Annotated in this window: 19 protein-coding genes; 14 read left to right on the top strand and 5 right to left on the bottom strand. The window is 73.5% G+C overall.

What is annotated here, in order from left to right; all coding sequences use genetic code 11:
- Positions 1 to 25 precede the first annotated feature (25 nt).
- Entirely contained in the window at positions 26 to 631 is a 606-nt protein-coding gene (ctaE, locus tag AC5L35_RS01400) for an aa3-type cytochrome oxidase subunit III (protein ID WP_495057650.1), read from the bottom strand.
- A 127-nt stretch (positions 632 to 758) separates the two neighbouring features.
- Here ctaE and AC5L35_RS01395 point away from each other — a divergent pair, with 127 nt between their 5' ends.
- Both AC5L35_RS01395 and trpD read left to right on the top strand, forming a co-directional pair.
- Positions 759 to 1,187 carry a response regulator gene (locus AC5L35_RS01395; RefSeq protein ID WP_495057649.1) on the top strand — a complete coding sequence of 143 codons (429 nt, stop codon included), beginning with the start codon at positions 759 to 761 and terminating at the stop codon, positions 1,185 to 1,187.
- Positions 1,180 to 2,229: an anthranilate phosphoribosyltransferase gene (gene trpD, locus AC5L35_RS01390; RefSeq protein WP_495057648.1), complete on the top strand. Its 1,050-nt coding sequence runs from the start codon at positions 1,180 to 1,182 to the stop codon at positions 2,227 to 2,229. The genes AC5L35_RS01395 and trpD overlap by 8 nt, the downstream gene beginning before the upstream one ends.
- A gap of 237 nt (positions 2,230 to 2,466) precedes the next feature.
- Here the strand turns inward: trpD and AC5L35_RS01385 are convergent, their stop codons facing one another.
- Together AC5L35_RS01385 and AC5L35_RS01380 are read right to left on the bottom strand one after the other, a co-directional pair.
- Positions 2,467 to 2,745: an Lrp/AsnC family transcriptional regulator gene (locus AC5L35_RS01385; protein ID WP_495057647.1), complete on the bottom strand. Its 279-nt coding sequence runs from the start codon at positions 2,743 to 2,745 to the stop codon at positions 2,467 to 2,469.
- A 36-nt stretch (positions 2,746 to 2,781) separates the two neighbouring features.
- Positions 2,782 to 4,497 (bottom strand): DEDD exonuclease domain-containing protein, encoded by a 1,716-nt coding sequence (locus tag AC5L35_RS01380; protein WP_495057646.1) that lies wholly within the window; start codon positions 4,495 to 4,497, stop codon positions 2,782 to 2,784.
- Between the two features lie 104 nt (positions 4,498 to 4,601).
- Here AC5L35_RS01380 and AC5L35_RS01375 point away from each other — a divergent pair, with 104 nt between their 5' ends.
- From AC5L35_RS01375 to AC5L35_RS01360, 4 genes are all read left to right on the top strand, one after another.
- On the top strand, positions 4,602 to 5,984 hold the full coding sequence (locus tag AC5L35_RS01375) for an NYN domain-containing protein (protein ID WP_495057645.1): 1,383 nt from the start codon (positions 4,602 to 4,604) through the stop codon (positions 5,982 to 5,984).
- 114 nt (positions 5,985 to 6,098) lie between these two features.
- Positions 6,099 to 6,377, top strand: coding sequence for a hypothetical protein (locus tag AC5L35_RS01370; RefSeq protein WP_495057644.1), 279 nt, complete (start codon positions 6,099 to 6,101; stop codon positions 6,375 to 6,377).
- 345 nt (positions 6,378 to 6,722) lie between these two features.
- The gene (locus tag AC5L35_RS01365) at positions 6,723 to 7,733 is read left to right on the top strand and encodes an NlpC/P60 family protein (protein ID WP_495057643.1); all 1,011 of its coding nucleotides are present in this window, start codon (positions 6,723 to 6,725) and stop codon (positions 7,731 to 7,733) included.
- A 269-nt stretch (positions 7,734 to 8,002) separates the two neighbouring features.
- Positions 8,003 to 9,151: a glycosyltransferase family 4 protein gene (locus AC5L35_RS01360; protein WP_495057642.1), complete on the top strand. Its 1,149-nt coding sequence runs from the start codon at positions 8,003 to 8,005 to the stop codon at positions 9,149 to 9,151.
- A 27-nt stretch (positions 9,152 to 9,178) separates the two neighbouring features.
- On the opposite strand, the gene AC5L35_RS01355 is transcribed toward AC5L35_RS01360, so the two are convergent.
- Positions 9,179 to 11,008, bottom strand: coding sequence for an AMP-dependent synthetase/ligase (locus tag AC5L35_RS01355; RefSeq protein WP_495058066.1), 1,830 nt, complete (start codon positions 11,006 to 11,008; stop codon positions 9,179 to 9,181).
- Between the two features lie 111 nt (positions 11,009 to 11,119).
- Between AC5L35_RS01355 and AC5L35_RS01350 the strand changes: the two genes are divergently transcribed.
- The 6 genes from AC5L35_RS01350 (at position 11,120) to AC5L35_RS01325 (ending at position 15,484) form a co-directional block, all read left to right on the top strand.
- Entirely contained in the window at positions 11,120 to 11,512 is a 393-nt protein-coding gene (locus AC5L35_RS01350) for a polyketide cyclase / dehydrase and lipid transport (protein WP_495057641.1), read from the top strand.
- A 10-nt stretch (positions 11,513 to 11,522) separates the two neighbouring features.
- Positions 11,523 to 12,311 (top strand): metallophosphoesterase family protein, encoded by a 789-nt coding sequence (locus tag AC5L35_RS01345; RefSeq protein ID WP_495057640.1) that lies wholly within the window; start codon positions 11,523 to 11,525, stop codon positions 12,309 to 12,311.
- A 107-nt stretch (positions 12,312 to 12,418) separates the two neighbouring features.
- On the top strand, positions 12,419 to 12,859 hold the full coding sequence (locus AC5L35_RS01340; RefSeq protein WP_495057639.1) for an SRPBCC family protein: 441 nt from the start codon (positions 12,419 to 12,421) through the stop codon (positions 12,857 to 12,859).
- Between the two features lie 36 nt (positions 12,860 to 12,895).
- Positions 12,896 to 14,122, top strand: coding sequence for an ArsA family ATPase (locus AC5L35_RS01335; protein WP_495057638.1), 1,227 nt, complete (start codon positions 12,896 to 12,898; stop codon positions 14,120 to 14,122).
- The gene (locus tag AC5L35_RS01330) at positions 14,119 to 14,487 is read left to right on the top strand and encodes a hypothetical protein (RefSeq protein WP_495057637.1); all 369 of its coding nucleotides are present in this window, start codon (positions 14,119 to 14,121) and stop codon (positions 14,485 to 14,487) included. The genes AC5L35_RS01335 and AC5L35_RS01330 overlap by 4 nt, the downstream gene beginning before the upstream one ends.
- A 34-nt stretch (positions 14,488 to 14,521) precedes the next feature.
- On the top strand, positions 14,522 to 15,484 hold the full coding sequence (locus tag AC5L35_RS01325) for an ROK family glucokinase (RefSeq protein WP_495057636.1): 963 nt from the start codon (positions 14,522 to 14,524) through the stop codon (positions 15,482 to 15,484).
- A 23-nt stretch (positions 15,485 to 15,507) separates the two neighbouring features.
- Here the strand turns inward: AC5L35_RS01325 and AC5L35_RS01320 are convergent, their stop codons facing one another.
- The gene (locus tag AC5L35_RS01320) at positions 15,508 to 15,951 is read right to left on the bottom strand and encodes a hypothetical protein (protein WP_495057635.1); all 444 of its coding nucleotides are present in this window, start codon (positions 15,949 to 15,951) and stop codon (positions 15,508 to 15,510) included.
- A 204-nt stretch (positions 15,952 to 16,155) separates the two neighbouring features.
- On the opposite strand from AC5L35_RS01320, the gene AC5L35_RS01315 reads away from it, so the two are divergent.
- Both AC5L35_RS01315 and AC5L35_RS01310 read left to right on the top strand, forming a co-directional pair.
- The gene (locus AC5L35_RS01315; protein WP_495057634.1) at positions 16,156 to 16,911 is read left to right on the top strand and encodes a lysophospholipid acyltransferase family protein; all 756 of its coding nucleotides are present in this window, start codon (positions 16,156 to 16,158) and stop codon (positions 16,909 to 16,911) included.
- 67 nt (positions 16,912 to 16,978) lie between these two features.
- Positions 16,979 to 17,593 (top strand): hypothetical protein, encoded by a 615-nt coding sequence (locus AC5L35_RS01310; RefSeq protein WP_495057633.1) that lies wholly within the window; start codon positions 16,979 to 16,981, stop codon positions 17,591 to 17,593.
- Positions 17,594 to 17,754: the final 161 nt, after the last annotated feature.

The following is a 17,754-nucleotide window of genomic DNA, read 5'->3' as shown; positions in this document are numbered from 1 at the left end:
TGCGTCTTCCAGCCCATGTCGGCGGTCAGCGGATGAAGTAGATGACGGCGAACAGGCCGATCCACACGACGTCGACGAAGTGCCAGTAGTACGACACGACGATCGCGGCGGTGGCCTGCTGCGGAGTGAATTTGCTGAGCTTGGTGCGGATGATCAAGAAGATGAAGGCGATGAGGCCGCCTGTGACGTGCAGCCCGTGGAACCCGGTGGCCAGGTAGAAGACCGTGCCGTACGCGCTCGACGAGATGGTGGTGCCCTCGTGCACGAGGTTCCAGTACTCGTAGCTCTGACCGAGCACGAAGATCGTGCCCATGATCAGGGTGAGCAGGTACCAGCGGCGTAGCCCGAACACGTCGCCACGCTCCGCGGCGAACACCCCGAACTGGCAGGTGAACGACGACGCCACCAGCACAATCGTCACGACGAGCGCGTACGGCACGTCGAGGTGGGTCGGGGCGGGTGGCCACGTCGCACCCGGAGGATTCTGCGCGCGCGCCGTGAAGTAGATCGCGAACAGCCCGGCGAAGAACATCAGCTCGCTGGACAACCAGACGATGGTGCCAACGCTGACCAGGTTCGGGCGGTTCAGCGAGTGGATACGCGCGCTGATGCTGGGAGCCGCTGTCGTCACCCGGGCATTATGACCCCCGGCCAACTTCTACAGCCTGTCGGGATACCCGGGGTGTCGGTCACGGTTCGGTCGCCCAACGGGCAGCACCCCCCGAATGTTCCGGAGCGCGGCACTACAGTTCCTCCCTGTGAGCAGCCCCGTCGCGCACCCGACCCTGACCGTGCTGGTGTTCAGCCACCGCCCCGAGGTACGCGAGGCCGTCGTCATGGCCATCGGCCGGCGACCCGCCCCCGACCTCGGCCGCGTCCGGTTCGTCGAGGCCGGTGGCATCGCCGAGGTGCTGGCCGCCGTCGACGCCGGCGGCGTCGACCTCGCCATCCTCGACGGCGAGGCCCAGCCCACCGGGGGCATGGGTCTCTCGCGCCAGCTGAAGAACGAGATCGACGACTGCCCGCCGATCATCGTCACCCTCCGCAGGCGCGACGACCGGTGGCTCGCCACCTGGTCGCAGGCCGACGCCGTGCTCGTGCACCCGCTCGACCCCCTCACCGCCGCCGAGACGGTGGCCGACGTCCTGCGCCGGTCCGCCGCGCTCGACACCGCGCTCCGTGGCTGACGACACCCCGCTCACCTGGCCGGGGATCCTCGGCAGGCTCATCCGCGGGGAGCACCTCGGTGCCACCGACACCGCGTGGGTGATGGACCGGATCCTCTCGGCCGAGGCCACTCCCGCGCAGCTCGCCGGGTTCCTCGTGGCCCTGCGGGCCAAGGGCGAGACCGCGGAGGAGATCTCCGGTCTGGCCGACGCGATGCTGCGCCACGCCCGCCGGGTGGTCGTGCCGGGTCGTGCCGTCGACGTGGTGGGCACCGGTGGCGACCAGGCCCAGACGGTGAACATCTCCTCGATGGCCGCCGTCGTCGTCGCCGCCGCGGGAGTGCCGGTCGTCAAGCACGGCAACCGCGCGGCGTCGTCGGCCAGCGGGGCCGCCGACGTGCTCGAGGCGCTCGGCGTGGCCGTCGACCTGCCGCCCGACGGCGTCGCGGCCTGCGTGGCCGAGGTCGGTATCGGGTTCTGCTTCGCCCCGGTGTTCCACCCGTCGATGCGGCACGCGATCGGTCCCCGCCGCGAGCTCGGCGTGCCCACCGCCATGAACATCCTGGGCCCGCTGACGAACCCCGCTCAGCCTCTCGCGGCCCTGGTGGGCTGTGCCGACGCGCGCCTGGCCCCCGTGCTCGCCGAGGTGCTCGCCGGGCGTGGGTCGTCGGCGCTCGTGGTGCGCGGCGACGACGGACTCGACGAGCTGACCACCACGACCACCACCACGGTGTGGGCCGTGACCGGCGGTGAGGTACGCAACGAGACGGTCGACGCGCGCGAGTTCGGCATCGTCGCCGCCACCCGGGAGGACCTGCGGGGCGGCTCCGCGCAGGTCAACGCCGGCGTGTTCCGGGCGCTGGTGGCGGGCGAGCCCGGCCCGGTCCGGTCCGCGGTGCTGCTGAACGCGGCGGCCGCGGTGGTGGCCTTCGACGGTGTGCCCGATCGCCTGTCCGACGCCTTCCCCGCTGCCCTGGACCGCGTGGCGGCCGCGATCGACTCGGGAGCGGCACAGCGGTTGTTGGAGCGGTGGGCGACGTTCTCGGTGGCCCAGCGCGCCTGACGCAGGCCGGCTCCGGACGCTCCCGTTCTCTCGGTCGGCGTCCTGGCGCAGCCCGGACAGGGCGATGTTGTGCGTGCGCGAGTCGCCCGTTTCCTGCTGCGGGTGGCCGCGGTAGCAGCGTTGTGGTCCCGTGTTGCTGTTCCGGTGCGGCCCGATGCCGCGTTATGTGTCCATGACGCGGCGGGGGCGGCCCAGGCTGGTCTCAGGTGCCACGGCGCAGGGTGGAGGAGGTACGAGCTAGTCCAGGCCCACCGAGAAGGTGGCCTCGGTGTCGGCGCGGGAGTACGAGCGGAAGGCGATGTGGGTGTCGGTGCGCCGCACCCCGTCGATCTTGCTGAGGCGCCCGGCGATCACGTCGGCCAGCTGGTCGTGCTGGCTGACCTTGACCACCGCGATGAGGTCGACGTCACCGGCGCACGAGTAGACCTCGCTCACCCCGTCGAGGTCGGCGATGGCCTGCGCGGTCTCCGGGATCCGGTCGGCGGCGGTGTGCACCATGACGATCGCGGTGATCACGACGGCTCCTCGGGTAGGTCGACTTCCCGTGCGACCCTAGTCCACGTCGGCCTCGATCGGCCGCGCCCGCTCCACCCAGCCACCCCAGCGTGCGGCGCCACGGGCCGGCTCGGCCCAGGCGGGCTCGGCGTGGACCAGGCGGGTGCCACCGGTGGTGAGCCAGCGGTGCAGCAGCCGAACCTCCTCGGCGGGCGCTCCGCGCAGCGGTCCGGGCTCGGTGAGGACCGTCTGGGCACCGAGACGCAGGGCGTCGATCACGGGCATGGGCGCGACGCCCCGGGGAGCCACCCCGGCGGCCGCGAGCCGGCCGAAGCGCAGTACGGCGACCTCCCAGCCGCCCCGGCCGTCCGGCCGGGCCCCGACCACCTCGGGCAGCGCGGCGAGCGTGGCCAGGCGCTGGGCACGTTGGAGCCCGAGGATCAGCGCGGCGAGCCGGTCGCGGGCCCGGGCGGCCGACTCGAACCGCTCCCGCCCCGCGAGCTCGTCGACCGCGGCGGCCATGATGCTCAGCGCGCCGTCGTCGCGGCCGTCGACCAGGTCGTGCAGCGCCCGTACCGCCGGGGCGTACTCCTCGGGCGTCTGCAGCCCGGCGCACGGCGCCGCGCACCGGCCGAGCTCGTGCAGGGCGCAGGGCGACGCCGAGGCCCCGCGGGCCGGGATGCGCTGCGTGCACGGGCGCAGGGGCACCGCGTCGAGGACGGTGTCGACGGCCGCGGCGGCCGCCTGCCGGGACCCGAACGGGCCCAACGCCCCGTCCCGGGGGGTGGCGACCACGGACAGGCGCGGGAACGCCTCGGCGGTGGGGGTGACCCACCAGCCGCGATGGGGGCGGCGGGACCGGCGGTTGTAGCGCGGCTGATGGGCCGAGATCAGCCGCAGCTCCCGTACCGCGGCCTCCAGTGCGTGGGCGCACACGACGGTGTCGACGCGCTCGGCGAGCGCCACCATGTCGCGCACGCGGCGGCGCCGCTCCCCGGCGGTGAAGTAGCTGCGCACCCGGCGCTGCAGGTCGCCGCTGGTGCCGACGTAGAGAACCTCGTCGCGGGGGCCGCGGAAGAGGTACACCCCCGGTGCCGCGGGCACCCCGGCCGCCAGCACCCGCTTCTTGCGCTGCTGCTGCGTCGGCCGGTGCGGCGCCGACTCCCGGGCCAGCCCCAGCAGCTCCTCGAGGCTCTGCACACCGAGGTTGCCCACCCGTTCGAGCAGGTGGTGGAGCACCTCGACGGTGGCCCGGGCGTCGGCGAGCGCCCGGTGGGTGGGCTTCGTGGTGGTGCCGAACAGCTGGGCCAGCGCGCCGAGCCGCACGCTCGGCGCCTCGTCGCGGGAGAGGACGGCGCGGGCCAGGCGGGCGGTGCACAGCACCGGAGGGCGCGGCCATGCCCGGCCGTGGCGCTCGCACGCCGCTCGCAGGAAGCCGGCGTCGAAGGGTGCGTTGTGGGCGACGAGGACCGCACCGCTCAGGAACTCCAGCAGCGTGGGCAGCACGGCGGCGATCCGGGGAGCCCCCGAGATCATCGCGGTGGTGATACCGGTGAGCGCCATGACCGCTGGTGGTACTCCGGTGCCCGGGTCGACCAGCGTGGCGAGCTCGCCGATGCGTTCACCCCCGCGGATCTTGACCGCGCCGATCTCGGTGATCGCGTCGTTGCCTGCCGAGCCGCCGGTGGTCTCCAGGTCGAGCACGACGAACGTCACCTCGCGCAACGGGGTGCCGAGCTCGTCGAAGGACAGCTGGGGGGAGAGACCGGGCACGGCGGCGGACGCTAGCGGGAGTGACCGACAGAACCGGGGAACACAGCGCGTATTCGCGATACCACCGGTGGGTGGTTCCGCTCGAACGCGGATAACCTGGAGTGATGTCCGGGTCAGACGACACCGCCCGGCCGCCCGGGAGCGGCGCGGCCGATCTGTCGCCTGCCGGTGACGGCGCCTGCGGTACCGCCGACAGGGCCGGCCCGGAGCCCGTGAACTGGGACCGGCTCCCGGACGCCGTGCGTGCCCGGCTGGCCGACACGGCAGCCGCCGCGGTCGGCTCCATGCCCGTCGCCGACGTCCCGGTGCCGCTGCGCAGGCTCGCCCGTTTCACCCCGGCCAAGCGCGCCAAGCTGGGCGGTGCGGCGCTGACCGCGGAGCTGGCGGCCTCGGTGGCCTTCCGGGCGGCGGTCGTCGCCTGGTGGGAGGAACACCGCCCCGGGGAGCTCACCAGCGCCGCCGACGACCCGCTCACCGCCGCGGCGGCCGCTGTCCTCGCCGACGACCCCGCGGCCGCCGCAGCGGTGGCTGCGGCCGCCCGCCGTGGCGAGGTCGTCGAACTGCGGGCCGAGCGGGACGCGGCGCTCTCCCGGGTGGACAAGCTCACGGTCGAGCTCGACCGGCTGCGCGCCGAGCTCACCGAGGCCCGGGCCCAGGCCAGGGTGGCGGGGGAGCAGCGCGACGCCGAGTACCAGCAGCTGCGCAGGCGCGTCTCGGAGCAGGGCGCGCGACTCCGCGCGGCCATCGACGGGCAGGCGGCCGCCGAGCAGAGCGCGGCCGAGATGCGGCGCGCCGCCGAGAACGAGCTGGCAGCGGCCCGCGCCGAGCGCGACCGCGAGCGCGGCCGCGCCGAGGCCGAACGCAGGCGCGCCGACCGCGCATCGGCCGAGGTGGCGGCGGCCCGGCAGGCCGCCCGGGAGGCCCGCAAGGCCGACGAGGTGCGTCTCGAGCTCCTCATCGACACCCTCGGTGGCGCCGTCACGGGGCTGCGCCGGGAGCTGGCACTGGGTGGCGGCGGGCCCCGGCCCGCCGATCTCGTGGCCGGTGCCCAGGCCGCGCGCCGCGGGGCGGCGATCGACCGGTTGTCGGAGCTCGACGCACTTCTCACGGTTCCGTCGGTGCACGTGATCGTCGACGGCTACAACGTCAGCAAGACGGGTTATCCCGAGCTACCGCTCGCCGACCAGCGCACGCGCCTCGTCGGGCAGCTGGCCGCACTCGCGGCGCGGACGGGTGGGGAGATCACCGTCGTGTTCGACGGTGCGGGCGTCGTCACCGCCCCGCCACGGGGATCCCGGGTGCGCGTGCTGTTCAGCGACGTCGGCGTGCTGGCCGACGACGTGATCCGTGACCTCGTGGCCGCCGAGCCGGAGGGCCGTCCGGTCCTCGTCGCCACGTCGGACCGCGCGGTCGTGGAGTCGGTGCGCCGGGGCGGGGCCTACTCGGTGCCGTCCGCGGTCCTGCTGGGCAGGCTCGCCCGCGTCTGACCCTCGTGGCCGCCGTTTCGGTCATCCGATCGGCATTCGGTGGTGAAGAACTGTCGGAGGGTGCTCCTAACGTCCGCGGTATCGGGAACGACCCGGCCGACGAGGGAGCAGGAAATGATCATCGATTGTGACAGCTGCGAGGTTCGGGGGATCGCCTGCGGCGATTGCGTGATCGGTGTTCTGCTGGGCGTGCCCACCCCCCAGACGACCGGAACGGAGGGTTCGGAGTTGCCGTCCGGCGCGCCCATCGTGCAGTTCGACGCACCGGAGCGACGTGCCTTGGAAGTGCTCGCGGATCAAGGTCTTGTGCCGAGATTGCGACTGGTGGCTGTCAGTGAGCGCCGAGCGTCCGGTGACACGGATGGCGGAAGATCGGCCCGTGACGCAGTGTGACATCACAGCGTTGTAGAACCTCTTTGGTAGCTCTTTGCATTCACAGGGGGCTCTCATCACCCCATCCAGTGACATCCCCCCGGTTTGGTCGTCATTGCCCGTCTCCGTAATCTCGCCGCGACCTTGTGGCGGTTCAGCCATTCGACCGGAATGGCGACACAAGGTCACCGCACCTTCGTCCGAACGGATGGCCTGAGGCCCCCGATCGAGGAGCGTGTGGGTGGTGAGAGGAGAGCCATCCGCGTGGTGTCGCCTCGGCGTACCCCATCCGGTCACGGTCGGAAGTCCCGGTGGATCACACACCGATCCGCCCCCCGCCGGAGTCATGTCCCATCCGCGGGAGCGTTGGTCCTTGTCTCGCTCCTCGCTCTCGTTCTCGGCGCCGCACCCGCGAGTGCGCAGCCGCCGTCGCCCCCGCCCCCGCCGCCCACCAACGCGGCCGACGCCGCCGCCCAGCTCGACCAGGTGCAGCGGGAGGCCGAGGCCCTCACCGAGGAGTGGCACGCGGCCCAGGACACCGTCGACGCCCGGCAGGCCGAGCTCCAGACGCTCCAGCAGGCGGTCGCGCCCGCGCAGGCCGCCGTCGACACCGCCAAGGCCGACGAGGAGCAGTACCGCCAGCAGCTCGACGCGGTGGCGATGGGCACCTTCGAGAGCGGCAACCTCGACCAGTTCAACGCGCTGCTCGCGAGCGGGTCCCCGCAGGACTTCCTGGACCAGATGTCGGCGCTCGAGACGCTCTCGGCCGACTACAAGGCCGCGCTCGAGCAGCTGTCGTCCGTCGTCGACGTCACGGCGAAGGCAGAGTCCGATGCCGACGCCGCCGTCGAGCGGGCCAGGACCGCCGCCGAAGAGGCCCAGAAGGCCGAGGACGACGTCGCCGCCCGGAAGCGGGATGCGGAGATCCGCATCGACCAGGCCGAGAAGCTCCTCGAGCGGCTGTCCCCCCAGCAGCGGCGCGCGCGCAACGGACCTGATGAGGGCGCCCCGAGCGGTCCGATCACGGGCACCGGGGCCGGAGTCGAGGCGCTCAAGGCGGCCGCGACCCAGCTCGGCAAGCCCTACCAGTGGGGTGCGTCGGGCCCGGGCAGCTACGACTGCTCCGGTCTCACGAGCTGGGCCTTCAAGAAGGCAGGCGTCACGCTCCCGCGGTCGAGCAGCCAGCAGGCGCGCGTCGGCAAGGCTGTGTCGTGGGACAACATGCAGCCCGGCGACCTCGTCTTCTACTACTCGCCGGTGAGTCACGTCGGGATCTACGCCGGCGGCGGAAAGATGATCAACGCTCCCCAGACCGGTGACGTCGTGAAGTACCAGACGGTGTCGAGCAGCGCGTTCAGCGGCGCCCGCCGCCTCTAGGCCGTGTTGAGAAAGCCCCTGATCGCGGTCTTCGCGCCCAGATCCTCCCTGGCGGCGTTGCCGCCCCGACCGGGTACACCAGGTACGACGGCTCGGGGCGGCGCCTTGCCAGGAACGATCTGGATCACGAAGCCCATCGATCAGTACTTCCTCAACACGGCCTAACAGACCTCGTCCGCTCCCCGAGTACGGGCGGGGGGCGGCCGATACGGCCGGCCGCCGCCCGATCTCATCTCCGGGCCGCCACGGGCTGCACTACCGTCGCCCCGGTGCCGCCCACGTTGCTGGTGACCAACGACTTCCCGCCCCGCACCGGCGGCATCCAGACGTATCTGCAGGCGTTCGCCGACCGGCTCCCCGCCGGTGAGCTCGCGGTCTACGCACCGGCCTGGCCGGGTGCGGCGGAGTTCGACGCCGCGTGCTCCTACCCCGTGCACCGGCACCCGACGTCCCTGATGGTGCCGACCCCCGGCGTCGCCCGGCGGGCGGCGGCGCTCGCGCGTGAGCACGGTGCGACCACGGTGTGGTTCGGGGCGTCGGCACCGCTGGCCCTGCTGGGTCCCGGCCTGCGCCGCCGGGCAGGCATCACCCGCGTCGTGGCCAGCACGCACGGCCACGAGGTGGGCTGGGCGATGCTGCCCGGGGCCCGGCAGGCGTTGCGCCGGATCGGCTCCGGCGCCGACGCGCTCACCACGATCTCGCGCTACACGCGCGGACGGGTGGCGGCCGCGTTCGGCCCGGACGCGGCCCTGGAGGTCATGCCGTCGGGGATCGACACCGCCGTGTTCCGTCCGGACCCGGCTGCCCGCGGTGAGCTGCGCCGCCGCTACGGCCTCGGCGACGCGCCCGTCGTCACGTGTGTGTCCCGGCTGGTCGCGCGGAAGGGACAGGACGTACTGATCCGTGCACTGCCCCGGCTGCGGGAGCGGGTGCCGGGAACACGCCTGCTGATCGTCGGTGACGGACCGGACAGCCGTCGGCTGCACCGGCTGGCGGCCGCCACCGGCACGGCGGAGCACGTCGTGTTCACCGGCCCGGTGCCTGCCGCCGAGCTACCGGCCCACCACGCCGTCGGGGACGCGTTCGCGCTGCCCTGCCGCACGCGCGGCCGCGGGCTCGACGTCGAGGGTCTCGGGATCGTGCTCCTGGAGGCCGCCGCGTGCGGGCTGCCGGTGGTGGCGGGCGACTCCGGCGGCGCTCCGGAGACGGTGCAGGCCGGCCGCACCGGTCACGTCGTCGACGGCCGGGACGTCGAGGCCGTCGCGGACGCACTCACCAGCCTGCTCGCCGACCCGGACCGCGCCAGGGCGATGGGCGCCGCCGGGCGCGAGTGGATGCTGCAGGAGTGGGCGTGGCCCGCCCGGGTCGCCCGCCTGCGTGCCCTGCTGGCGGGCGCCCCGCTCCCGGCGGCCACCTGAGGCCTCGGCGTCTCCGGGCGCGCTGGGTCAGGCGGAGCTTCTGGGCGTGCTGTAGATGCTCGCGATGTCGTCGGCGAAGGTCTTCGCGACGACGGCACGCTTGACCTTCATCGTCGGCGTCATCTCGCCGCCCGCCTCGGTGAAGTCCACGGGCAGGATCCGGAACTCGCGGATCTGTTCGGCCCGGGAGACGGCCTTGTTTGCCTCCGCAACGGCGTTGCTGATCTCCGCGCGCAGTTCGGGGTCGTCCACGAGGTCGGCCACGCCGTCACCGGCGGACTTGCCGTTGCGCTCGCGCCAGCCGGGCAGGGCGTCGGAGTCGATCGTGACCAGTGCGGCGATGAACGGCTGCGCGTCTCCGACCACCATGCACTGGCTGACCAGCGGATGCGCGCGCAGCCGGTCCTCGAGCACGGCAGGCGCGACGTTCTTGCCGCCCGCCGTCACGATGATCTCCTTCTTGCGGCCGGTGATCGAGAGATAGCCGGCGTCGTCGATCTCGCCGAGGTCGCCGCTGTGGAACCAGCCGTCCTCGAGCGCCTCGGCGGTGGCCGTCTCGTTCTTCCAGTACCGGAGGAAGACGACCGGGCCCTTCAGCAGGATCTCGCCGTCGTCGGCGATGCGGACGGAGTGGCCGGGCAGCGGCCGCCCCACCGTGCCGATCCGCTGGGACGCGAGTGTGTTGATCGTGATCGCGGCGCTGGTCTCGGTGAGGCCGTATCCCTCGAGGATGGGCAGGCCGATCCCGCGGAAGAAGTGGCCGAGCCGCTCGCCCAGCGGGGCGCTCCCGGAACCCGCCGCCACGGCGCTGCCACCGACGGTGGCGCGCAGCTTGCTGTAGACGAGCCTGTCGAACAGCGCGTGCCGCAGCCGGAGGGCGAGCCCGGGGCCGCCGGTGTCGTGGGCCCGGCTCCACGTGATCGCGGTCTCGGCGGCCGCGTCGAAGATGCGGCCCTTGCCGTCGTCGTGGGTGCGCTGGCGGGCCCCGTTGTAGACCTTCTCGAACACGCGCGGCACGGCGAGCAGGAACGTCGGACGGAACGCCTGGAGGTCGGGCAGCAACGTCGCCACGTCCGGGGTGTGGCCGACCACGGTGCGGCTGGCGACCGCGCAGTACTGGAGCGCGCGCCCGAACACGTGGGCGAGGGGCAGGAAGAGCAGGAACGACCCGCTGTCGGTGAACACGGCGGAGAACTCGTGCTCCAGCGCTTTGGCCTCCCACACCAGGTTGCCGTGGGTGAGCTCGCAGCCCTTCGGACGGCCCGTGGTGCCGGAGGTGTAGATCAGGCTGGCCAGGTTGTCGGCCCGGACCGCCTGCCGCCGCGTGTGCACCTCGTCGGCCGGGGTGCCGGCACCCAGCCCGGTGAGCTGCTCGATCGCCGCGGGCGTCCCGTCGGCGCCCGCCTCGATCTGCCACACGTGCTTCAGTGCCGGGAGGTCGTCCGAGACGCTCTCGACGAGCGCCCGGTGCTTGTCCGACTCGACGACGATCGCGACCGCCCCGGAGTCGCCGAGGATCCAGTTGATCTGCTCGGCGGAGGACGTCTCGTAGATCGGCACGGTGACACCGCCCGCAGCGAGCACGGCGTAGTCGACGACGGCCCACTCGAAGCGGGTGCGCGAGAGCAGGGCGACCCGCTCGCCGGGCTCGACCCCGGCCGCGATCAGCCCGCGCGCCACGGCGGTGACCTCGTCGGCGAACTCACCGGCGGTGACGGCCGTCCACGCGCCGTCGGCGCCGGTACGGCGGCGGAAGGCCGGTGCGGCGGAGTCCTTGGCGGCATTGTCGTAGACCGCGTCGACGAGGTTCTCCTCGTCGCCGACACGGACCGTTGCGGGGACGCTGTACTCGCGCACGGTCTTTTCCTCCTGGCCGGGCCGGCTGTCGTTCATGGAAACCTACCGCGCAGTTCAAGGCCCGGGCAGGCCCCGGCGCATCGGCGTGATCCGGTGCGGCAGGCTGCGCCCATGCCGACGGTGGACGTGATGGACGAGACGTTCCTCGCCGTGGCCCCCGAGGTGGTGGCCGCCGAGTTCGCACAGCCGGCGCGCTGGCCCGCGCTGTGGCCCGACCTGCGCCTCGAGGTGATGACCGACCGAGGTGTCCAGGGGCTGCGCTGGACCGTGCAGGGAGCACTGGTCGGCAGCATGGAGATCTGGCTCGAACCCGTGCTCGACGGGACCGTGCTGCACTACTTCCTGCGGGCCGACCCGGCGGGACCGGACGGCGCCCCCCGCCCCACCTCGCGCCGCCGTGGCGCCGCGGAGGCGCGCAGGCGCCAGCGCGCGGCAAAGGCACTCGCGTTCGCCTGCAAGGACCGCCTGGAGGCGGGACGGGCGGCGGGAGAGGCACCGACGTAAATTGACGGACATGCGCGTGCACGTGGTCTCCGACGTGCACGGCAACGTGGAGGCTCTCGCCCGGGCCGGAGACGGTGCCGACGCACTGGTCGTCCTGGGCGATCTCGTCGAGTACGTCGACTACGGCGATCCGGCTGCCGGCATCCTGGGGCGGGTACTCGGGTCCGACGTCAGCAGGCGGTTCGCGTACCTGCGCACGCACGGCGCGCCGGGAGAGCTCATCGCGTACATCCGCGACGCGTGGTCGCGGGTGCGGGACGCCGACGCCGTGGTCGAGGACGCCGTCCGGGAGCAGTACGACCGGCTGTTCGGTGCGATGACCGCCCCGACCTACGCCATCCCCGGCAACGTCGACATGCCCCGGCTGTGGCCCGAGTACGAGCGGCCCGGCCTCAGCCTCCCCGACGGGCACGTCGTCCCGGTGGGTGGACTGCGGTTCGGTTTCGTCGGCGGCGCGCCCCTGCCGGCGGGACAGATGCTGCGCCGCAGCGGTCCGTGGACGCCGCACCTGCGCAACGCGGAGGAGTTCGCGGCCGCCGTCCACGCACTGGGCCCGGTCGACGTGCTGTGCAGCCACGTGCCACCCGCGGTGCCGGAGCTGGCGTTCGACGTGGTGTCGCGCCGGCCGGAGGCTGCCGCGTCCGCGCTGCTGGACGTCGTGCACCGGGACCGGCCGCGGGCGGCGCTGTTCGGGCACGTCCACCAGCCACTGTCCGCCAGGGTGCGGGTGGGCCGGACCGAGTGCGTCAACGTCGGTCATTTCCGCCGCACGGGCGTGCCCTACGTGCTGCGCTGGTGATGTTCGGGGTCGCCGACCGGCTCCGCCGTGTCGATGTTGCAGCCCGAGATCGACCTTCCTGTGTTGGATGTTCGGGCTTGCGAGCAACCCTTCGGTAGCCTGCCGCCATGGCCGACGCTACGACCTCCACGATCACCATCGCCGCCGCACCGGAGCGGGTGATGGCAGTGATCGCCGACTTCCCGGCCTACCCCGAGTGGGCCTCGCAGGTGAAGAGCGTCGAGGTGCTCGGCAGCGACGAGAGCGGCCGCGCCGAACGAGTGAAGTTCACGATGGACGCCGGCCCGATCAAGGACTCCTACACGCTCGACTACACCTGGGCGCCCGACGCGCGCTCGGTGAGCTGGACACTGGTGAAGGGCCAGATCCAGAAGGCGCAGAACGGGTCGTACACGGTGGTCGGCACGGGGTCGGAGACCACCGTCACCTACAGCCTGGCGGTCGACCTGAACATCCCGATGATCGGCATGTTGCGCCGCAAGGCGGAGAAGGTGATCATCGACACCGCACTCAAGGGGCTGAAACGTCGGGTCGAGAGCGCCCCGTGACGCATCATCGCTGATCCCGCGGCTACCCTCCGGCTCGTGCGCGTCGTCCTTTTCACCGGCAAGGGAGGCGTCGGGAAGACGACTCTCGCCGCGGCCACGGCCGCGCTCCTCGCGCGCTCAGGGCGCAAGGTGCTGGTGGTGTCCACCGATCCGGCCCACTCCCTGGGCGATGCGCTGGAGTGCGAGCTCCGTGGCGAGCCCACCGAGCTGGAGCCCGGCCTCTCGGCCGCGCACATCGACACGAGGGCACTCCTCGACGACTCGTGGGGCTCCCTGCGCGGCCACCTCCGCACCTTGCTGTCCGGCGCAGGCGTCGACGAGATGGTGGCCGACGAGCTCACGGTGCTGCCCGGCGTCGAGGAGCTGCTCGCTCTCGGCGAGGTGCGCCGCGCCGCCGAGAACGGAACGTGGGACGTCGTGATCGTCGACTGCGGCCCCACGGCCGAGACGCTGCGGCTGCTGGCGCTGCCGGAGGCGCTGTCGGGCTACCTGGAGCGGCTGTTCCCCGCCCACCGTCGTGCGGTGCGCGGCCTGCTCGCCGGACTGACCGGCGCGGGACGTGATGCGCAGCCTGCCTGGGACCGCACGGTCGACGCCCTCGACGTGCTGGCCGAGCAGCTCACCGGGCTGCGCGCGATGCTCGCCGACCACACCACCACCTCGATCCGGCTGGTGCTCACCCCCGAACGCATGGTGCTGGCCGAGACCCGCCGCACGCTCACCGCGCTCGCCCTGCACGGCCTGCACGTCGACGGGCTCGTCGCGAACCGGGTGCTCCCCGGGCCACCGCCGTCCCTGCGCGGACCGGCGGGACGCTGGCTGCGCGAACGGCACACCGAGCAGCAGGCCGTGCTCGCGGAGCTCGGCGCGATCCCGGTCGCCCTGCGCACCGCCCCCCACGCCGCCGCCGAGCCGACCGGTATCCCGGCCCTGCTCGAGGTGGCGCGGTCGCTCTACGGCTCCGCCGATCCGGCCCCGCGGGCCGGCACCGCCCCCGAGCCGTTGCTGCAGATCCGGCGCACAGCGGGCCGGGGCCGCTCGCTCGACTCAGAGTTCGAGCTCGTGCTGCACCTGCCCGGCGTCGCCACGAGCTCGCTGGACCTCAGCCGGATCGACGACGACCTGGCCGTCACCGCCGGGCCGACGCGGCGCATGGTGGCACTGCCGTCGGTGCTGCGCCGGTGCACCGTGAGCGGCGCGCGCCTCTCCGGCGACGACCTGAGGGTGGCGTTCACCCCAGACCCGGCAGCATGGCTCCGATGACGACCACCGCGGAAAGCTGCAACGAGCACGCCGGGCTCGGTGCCGAGCTGCGCGCACTCGTCCTGAGCACGCTCGACCGGCTCGAGCCCGTCCTGGAGCGGATGCGCGCCGAGCCGGCCACGCAGACCGCCGAGACCTGCGCGAACTGCCCCGTGTGCGCCCTCGTCGCCGCGCTGCGCGGAGACCACCCCGAGCTCGCTGGGCAGCTCGCCGCCTACGCCGCCGGGCTGCTGGCCGTGCTGCGGGCCGCGCTCGAGGAGGGCGCCCCCGCGCCCGATGGCTCCCCGGCGCCTGCGCCCGAGCCCACTGCGCCGGAGCGGCGCGTCCAGCACATCGTGATCGATCGCGGCCCGGTGCTCCGGTGACCGCCGGTGGGAGAACTGTCGAGTGTCCGTGCTCATGTCCGTGCCGGTGCTGACCGTCGGCGTCGACGTCGGGGGCACGAGCGTCCGTGCCGGTGTCGTCGACGCGGAAGGGAACGTCCACGACACGGCCCGCACCCCCACCCCGCGTAGCGAGGCCGCGCTGGAGGCCGCACTGGCCGGCGTCATCAGCGAGCTGGCCGGGCGGTACCGCGTCGGAGCAGTCGGGCTCGCGCTGGCCGGCTTCGTCACGCCCGACCGGCGCGGGGTGCGGTTCGCCCCGCACCTGTCCTGGCGCGACGCCCCGGTCGCCGACCGGATCGCCGAACGCGTCGGGCTGCCCGTCGTCGTCGAACACGACGCCAACGCGGCGGCGCTCGCCGAACGGCACTTCGGGGCCGCGTCCGGCGCGGGCATCGCGGTCTTCGTCGCGCTCGGCACCGGTATCGGGTCGGCGCTGCTCCTCGACGGGAACCTCTACCGGGGCGCCTTCGGGGTGGCGCCGGAGCTGGGCCACCTCCGTGTCGTGCCGGACGGGCGGCCCTGCCCCTGCGGCAAGAACGGCTGCTGGGAGCGGTACTGCAGCGGCACCGCGCTCGCCACCACCGCCGTCGAGCTGCTGGCCCGCGACCCCGGGCGCTCCCCGGTGCTGCGCAGGCTCGTCGCGGGCGACCCGGGACGTGTGACGGGCCAGCGGGTGGCCGCCGCGGCCCGCGACGGCGACCCCGTGGCCTGCGCAGCCATGGACGACCTCGCCCGGTGGCTGGGGGAGGGGCTCGCGCTGGTGGCCGACGTGTTCGACCCGGAGCTCGTGGTCATCGGGGGCGGCGTGTCGGAGTCGGCTCCGCTGTTCCTCGACGAGGCCCGCGAGCACTACGCCGCCACCGTGACGGGAGCGGGCCGCAGGCCGCTCGCCCGGATCCGCACCGCACAGCTCGGGGAGGCGGCCGCCGTGGTGGGCGCCGCACAGCTCGCGCGCGAGGTGGTGCTGCAGTCCTGACGCCGTCCGGCGCAGCGGGACCGTCAGACCACGGCGCCGTCGTCGCCGTCGTCCTCGCCGTCGTTCGCCGGGTCGGGCCACAGGCGCAGCACGAGCCAGCCCAGGCCCGCGGCGAGCCCGAGCAGGCCCAGCGGCAGCCCGTAGGCCAGGGGGACGCCCACCCACCCGGGCGCGATGATGAGCACCAGACCCAGCGCCAGCAGCACCAGCCCGACCATCGCAGGCGGTCCGAGCCGGGGGAGCGGGGGCGGTTCAGGCGGGATGAAGTGCTCGTCGTCGGCGGCCGGGGGTGGCGGCGGCTCCGGGACGGCGGTGGGGCGGGGCTCGAACAACGCCCCTGCCGGCTCCGCCGCGGCAGGCCACTCGGGCACCTGGCCCTCGCGGCGCCAGCCGGCCACGATCGCGTCGAACTCGTCGGGGGCGGAGCCGCCGTCGGGCTGCGCGCGCTCGTCGGGATCCCGGTTCACGCGGCCTCCTCACTCGTCCCGCAGTCGGCACGCTCCAAGCCCGTCGCCCTGCGGCGGGAACGGCCCGCCCCCACCATCCTGGCATGCCGGGCTCGGGAAGAGGAGGCGCCGGGGCACGCATCGGTTGCGATCGGCCGTGCCCGTTGTCGCCGTGTCACGGGCGTCCGTAGGCTGGCGCAGTCGAGGTGGAGGGGGCACGCCCAGGTGCTGTACTGGTGGTCCAAGTTCGTGCTCCTCGGTCCGCTGCTCCGGTTGTTCTGCCGGCCCACGATCGAGGGAGTCGCGAACGTCCCGGAGCGCGGCGGCGCCATCCTCGCCAGCAACCACCTCGCGGTCGTCGACTCCTTCTTCCTGCCGCTGCTGGTGCCTCGGCGCATCACGTTCCTCGCCAAGCGGGAGTACTTCACCCAGCCGGGGCTCGTCGGCTGGTTCAAGAAGACGTTCTTCTCCGGCGTCGGCCAGGTGCCGATCGACCGGTCCGGCGGGTCCGCCGCCCAGGCGGCGATGGACACGGCCGTGCGCCTGCTCCGTGAGGACAAGCTGCTCGGCATCTACCCGGAGGGCACCCGCTCGCCCGACGGACGCCTGTACAAGGGCAAGACGGGTGTCGCCAGGATGACGCTGGAGGCAGGCGTCCCGGTCGTCCCGGTGGCGATGATCGGCACCGACAAGGTCAACCCGATCGGGTCCCGGATGTGGCGGCCCCGCAAGGTGCACATCAAGATCGGGGAGCCGCTCGACTTCTCCCGGTACGCGGGGATGGCGGGCGACCGGTTCATCGAGCGTTCGATGACCGACGAGATCATGTACGCCCTGATGGAGCTGTCCGGGCAGACCTATGTGGACATGTACGCGGCATCGGTGAAGGAACGGGCGGCCAAGGCGAAGGCCGACGATCTCCAGGGGCCCGACGGGAACGCGCGCTCCGCCAGTCGGGTACCGGGTACCCGCGCCAGCTGATCACCCATGTGGGTGTGTGCACCCACTCGGAGCAGCGGCGAATGGGGCGATGTAATACAGTCGGCCGGTGTCGCGATGGGTCGATGTGGTCAGACGGGACAACCCTCCACCCGATGACGAGTCGCCCACGACCTTCGTCCGGGCGGACGACATCCCCACCACGTACGTCCCGGTCGTGACCGCCGCCCCCGCCGGTCCTCCGCCCGCCCCCCAGAGCTGGGTCCGCAGGATCGCGCCGTGGGCCGCCTTCGGCGTCGTCGCCGTCGTGGTCGTCGCGGGCACCACGGCGTGGTCGGCGTCGCTGCGCGGCCCCGAGCACTCGCTCGGCGCCGCCCCCACGCTCGCGCAGGTGCCGGTGCTCACCCCCGCAGCCCCGGCGCCCACCCCGGAGCCGACCACGGCCGCTCAGGAGGAGACCAGCGCGGCCCGCGCCACGCGTGAGCGCGCGAGGACCACGGCGCGCTCGACGCCGTCCACCGTGCCTCCGCCCGTGGCGCCGCCGGCCGTACAGCCGCAGGAACCCGCCCCGCCCGCACCCACGTCGGCGGCCACGACCACGACCCCGCGGGCGACTCGGCCGCCGCTCTTCCCCGCGCAACCGACGGCGACCTGCTCCCCGGGCAGGCCGACCGGTTCGGGCGCGCCCTGTCGGACCGCAACTCCGCCGAGCGGGCCGCGCTGACCGGGCGTTCCCGCCGATCCCGTGCTGCGGTTCGGGACACTCGTCCCCTCGCTGACGGGCAGCACATACAGTCATCGGTGGCCCGGCTCGGACGACCGGACCGCATGGCGCCCGAACGTGGCGCTGACCGGTGCGCACCGGCAGCGCTGAGCACGCGCCGA

It is taken from the genome of Pseudonocardia sp. OZ21 (assembly GCF_059359135.1).
Note: the sequence above shows the minus strand (reverse complement) of the source record. Positions and strands in the feature narration are given on the sequence as shown.